Origin of the sequence: Pseudomonas sp. 24 E 13 (genome assembly GCF_900004715.1) — a bacterium.
Classification (GTDB): Bacteria; Pseudomonadota; Gammaproteobacteria; order Pseudomonadales; family Pseudomonadaceae; genus Aquipseudomonas; species Aquipseudomonas orientalis_A.
In genome coordinates this window covers 1-3138 of sequence record NZ_CVTO01000130.1, presented here as the reverse complement: position 1 = coordinate 3138, position 3138 = coordinate 1, and the positions used below count along the sequence as shown (strand labels likewise).

Sequence of the window (3138 nt, the reverse complement as noted above, 5' to 3'; positions counted from 1 at the left end):
CGCAGAAACGGATATGTACTCAACCCAATCCACCATCCTGGTCGGCCCTGAGGCCGCCATCGGGGGCAAGTCGAATCGTCGCACCGCCCCTCCCACATTTGGACCGGGGCCGTCACAAGATACCAGTCGGCTCCAAGGCCGCCATCGGGAGCAAGCGCCACATTCGTCGTCCATGCCTCAGGCGCCCATATTTTCCGAGGTAACAATGTGCGGCGCAATATGCACCCGATGCCGCATTGCATCGAACCCCTCGGCGCTCTGCAATTGCACCAGCAACTCCACCAGGGCCACCGCCGTCTGGCGCGGCTGCGAATCCATCACCACATCGATCAACCCGCGGCTCAGCGCCTGGCGCGACAACTCGGTGGACTCCTGCAGGATGCAGCACAACGCCGGACGCTTGGGCAGTTGCGCCAGGGCGTTGATCACGCCGTCACCGCCACCGCCCACCACGCACAACCCGCGCAGGTCGGTGTGGCGGCTGAGCAGGTCGAGGGTGGCCTCTTCGGTGATGTCGCAGTTGTCCAGATTGATCAGCGGTTCCAGCGGTTTGAGCCCCGGCGCGTGTTCGGCCAGGTAGCCGTGCAAGCCTTCGACCCGCGCCTGGTGGCCGAGAAAGCGATGGCCACCCAGCAGAATGCCCACGCTGCCCTTGCGCGCACCGCACGTGCGCGCCAGCAGCCAGCCCATGGTGCGTCCGACGACGTGATTGTCCTGGCCCACATACGGTTCCCGGGCTTGCTCATGAATATCCGAAAGCAATGCCACTACCGGCACGCCGGCTTCGCGGATTTGCGCAAGGCAGGCATTGATCAGCGGATGGGCGAAGCTGACCACCGCCAGGGCGTCGCACTGCACGGCCAGTTGCTCGATCTGCGCGACGATGGCGCTGGGCGTGCGGTCATTGATGTAGTCGAACTGGCAGGTCAGGTTGGCCGTGGTGTGATGCTGCGCCGCGTCGCCGATGGACTGGGCCAGGTTGGCATAGAACGCCTGGGCGGTGCCCAGCAGGAGAATGCCGAAGCGGTAGGTCGGGCGCCGTTCGCGAATGCGCTGGCCGATCAGCCGCGCGGCAAAATAACCCACGGCTTCGGCGGCCTGGAACACCTGTTCGGCGGTTTGTGGATTGACCGGTGCGCGGGCGTTCAACACGCGGTCGACGGTGGCCACACTGAGGCCAGCATGGGCGGCAACCGTGGCGATGGTCGGGCGTTTATGGTTGGTCATGGCGAGCCCCTTGAGCGTCTTGATAGAAAACTATCAAGCCCCGCTGGGCCTGGATGATAGCTTGATAGGGAATGGATTCAAGGCCTTGAGGGTGATTTAGCCGCGCTCTATGGTTGGTTTCGCAAAGCACCTGAAACCCTACGCTTGCGGAGAACAATAACAATGCCTGAATACACCGCTCACCGCGCCCGACGCGACTACAGCCTGACCGGCCCCGAGGCCGCCCGCGCCGCCGAAAAAGGCCTGGTCTCGGCGCGCTGGTACCAGTCGCCGGTCCCGCGCAAACGCATGAAGGAACTGATGCAGCGCCGCGACCGCCCGGCGCTGGTCGACACGGCCATCTGGTTCGCGGCGTTGTTCGCAACCGGCTTTGGCGGCTACTGGTTCTGGGGCTCCTGGGCTTGTGTGCCGTTCTTCCTGGCCTATGGTGTGCTCTACGGCACCGCCTCCAACCCGCGCTGGCACGAAACCGGCCATGGCACGGCGTTCAAGACCCGCTGGATGAATGACGCGCTGTACCAGGTGGCATGCTTCATGTGCATTTTCGAGCCCCATGTGTGGCGCTGGAGCCATGCCCGGCATCACACCGACACCATCGTCGTCGGCCGCGACCCGGAGATCGTCGAGCCGCGCCCGCCGAGCTTTTTGATGATGTTCCTGAGCCTGTTCAATCTGCCCCTGGCGTGGAAGACCTTCAGTGGCGTGGCCCGCCATGCCATCGACCGGATCAGTGCCCAGGAACGGGATTTCATCCCGCAATCCGAATGGCCCAAAGTGTTTCGCGCCGCGCGCATCTGGGTTGGCCTGTATGGGGTGATCATCGGCAGCGCCTTGTATTTGCACAGCTGGTTGCCGCTGATGCTGGTGGGTCTGCCGAGCATCTATGGCGCCTGGTTGGGCTACCTGTTCGGCCTTACCCAGCACGTGGGCCTGGCCGAAGACGTGCTCGACCACCGCAGCAACTGCCGCACGATCTACATGAACCGCGTGCTGCGCTTTATCTACATGAACATGAACTACCACCTCGAGCACCACATGTACCCGATGGTGCCGTTCCACGCACTGGCGCAATTGCACGAAGAGATCCGTCGCGACTGCCCGCCGCCTTACGCCAATCTGTGGGAGGCCTACAAGGAGATCCTCCCGACGGTCTGGAAGCAGCGCAGCGACCCGACCTATTTCGTCCAGCGTCCGATCCGACGGCAGCCTGAATCAGCCCCTGCCTCCGTGCACGCAGAAGTTTCGGCCGGCTGAAGTTCGTTTCCTTTTAATAAGAGATAAAAACCATGAACGATCAATGGATCGACGTCTGCGCCGTGGGCGACATAGACGAAGAGGACGTGCTGCGCTTCGACCATGGGGCGCACACCTATGCGGTATTTCGCTCGGCCGAGAATGAGTTTTTCGCCACCGCCGGCCTGTGCACCCATGAAAAAATTCACCTGGCCGACGGCCTGGTCATGGACCATGTGATCGAGTGCCCCAAGCACAATGGGCGCTTCGACTACCGCTCCGGCAAGGCCCTGGGCGCGCCAGTGTGCGTCAATCTGCAAACCTACCCGGTACGGGTCGAAGCGGGGCGGGTGCTGCTCGCCGTCACGGCGTGACGATGGACGCGCCCCTGATTATCGTCGGCGCCGGCCATGCCGGTGGCCGTGCGGCGTTGACCCTGCGCGAAGAGGGTTACAGCGGTCGGCTGATCCTGATCGGCGACGAACCCCACGTGCCCTACGAACGACCGCCCCTGTCCAAGGGCCTGTTGCAAGGCAGCCAGGACCTGGCCGGCTGCAGCTTGTGCGACGGCACACGCCTCGCCGAGCTGGGTATCGAGCATCTGGCGGGCAACGCGGTCAGTCGGCTGGCGCCATTGCAGCATCGGCTGCAGTTGGCCGATGGCCAGTGGCTGCCCTA

General features: G+C 63.6%; 4 protein-coding genes. 3 read left to right on the top strand and 1 reads right to left on the bottom strand.

What is annotated here, in order from left to right; translation table 11 throughout:
• Positions 1-177: 177 nt before the first annotated feature.
• Positions 178-1227: a LacI family DNA-binding transcriptional regulator gene (locus tag BFP90_RS16670; RefSeq protein WP_065897467.1), complete on the bottom strand. Its 1050-nt coding sequence runs from the start codon at positions 1225-1227 to the stop codon at positions 178-180.
• Positions 1228-1389: 162 nt separating this feature from the next.
• Here BFP90_RS16670 and BFP90_RS16665 point away from each other — a divergent pair, with 162 nt between their 5' ends.
• From BFP90_RS16665 to BFP90_RS16655, 3 genes are all read left to right on the top strand, one after another.
• On the top strand, positions 1390-2481 hold the full coding sequence (locus BFP90_RS16665) for a fatty acid desaturase family protein (protein ID WP_065897465.1): 1092 nt from the start codon (positions 1390-1392) through the stop codon (positions 2479-2481).
• A 32-nt stretch (positions 2482-2513) separates the two neighbouring features.
• Positions 2514-2834, top strand: coding sequence for a MocE family 2Fe-2S type ferredoxin (locus BFP90_RS16660; protein ID WP_057721995.1), 321 nt, complete (start codon positions 2514-2516; stop codon positions 2832-2834).
• Between the two features lie 2 nt (positions 2835-2836).
• On the top strand, positions 2837-3138 hold a 302-nt coding region (locus BFP90_RS16655; protein WP_176718048.1), incomplete at its 3' end, for an FAD-dependent oxidoreductase.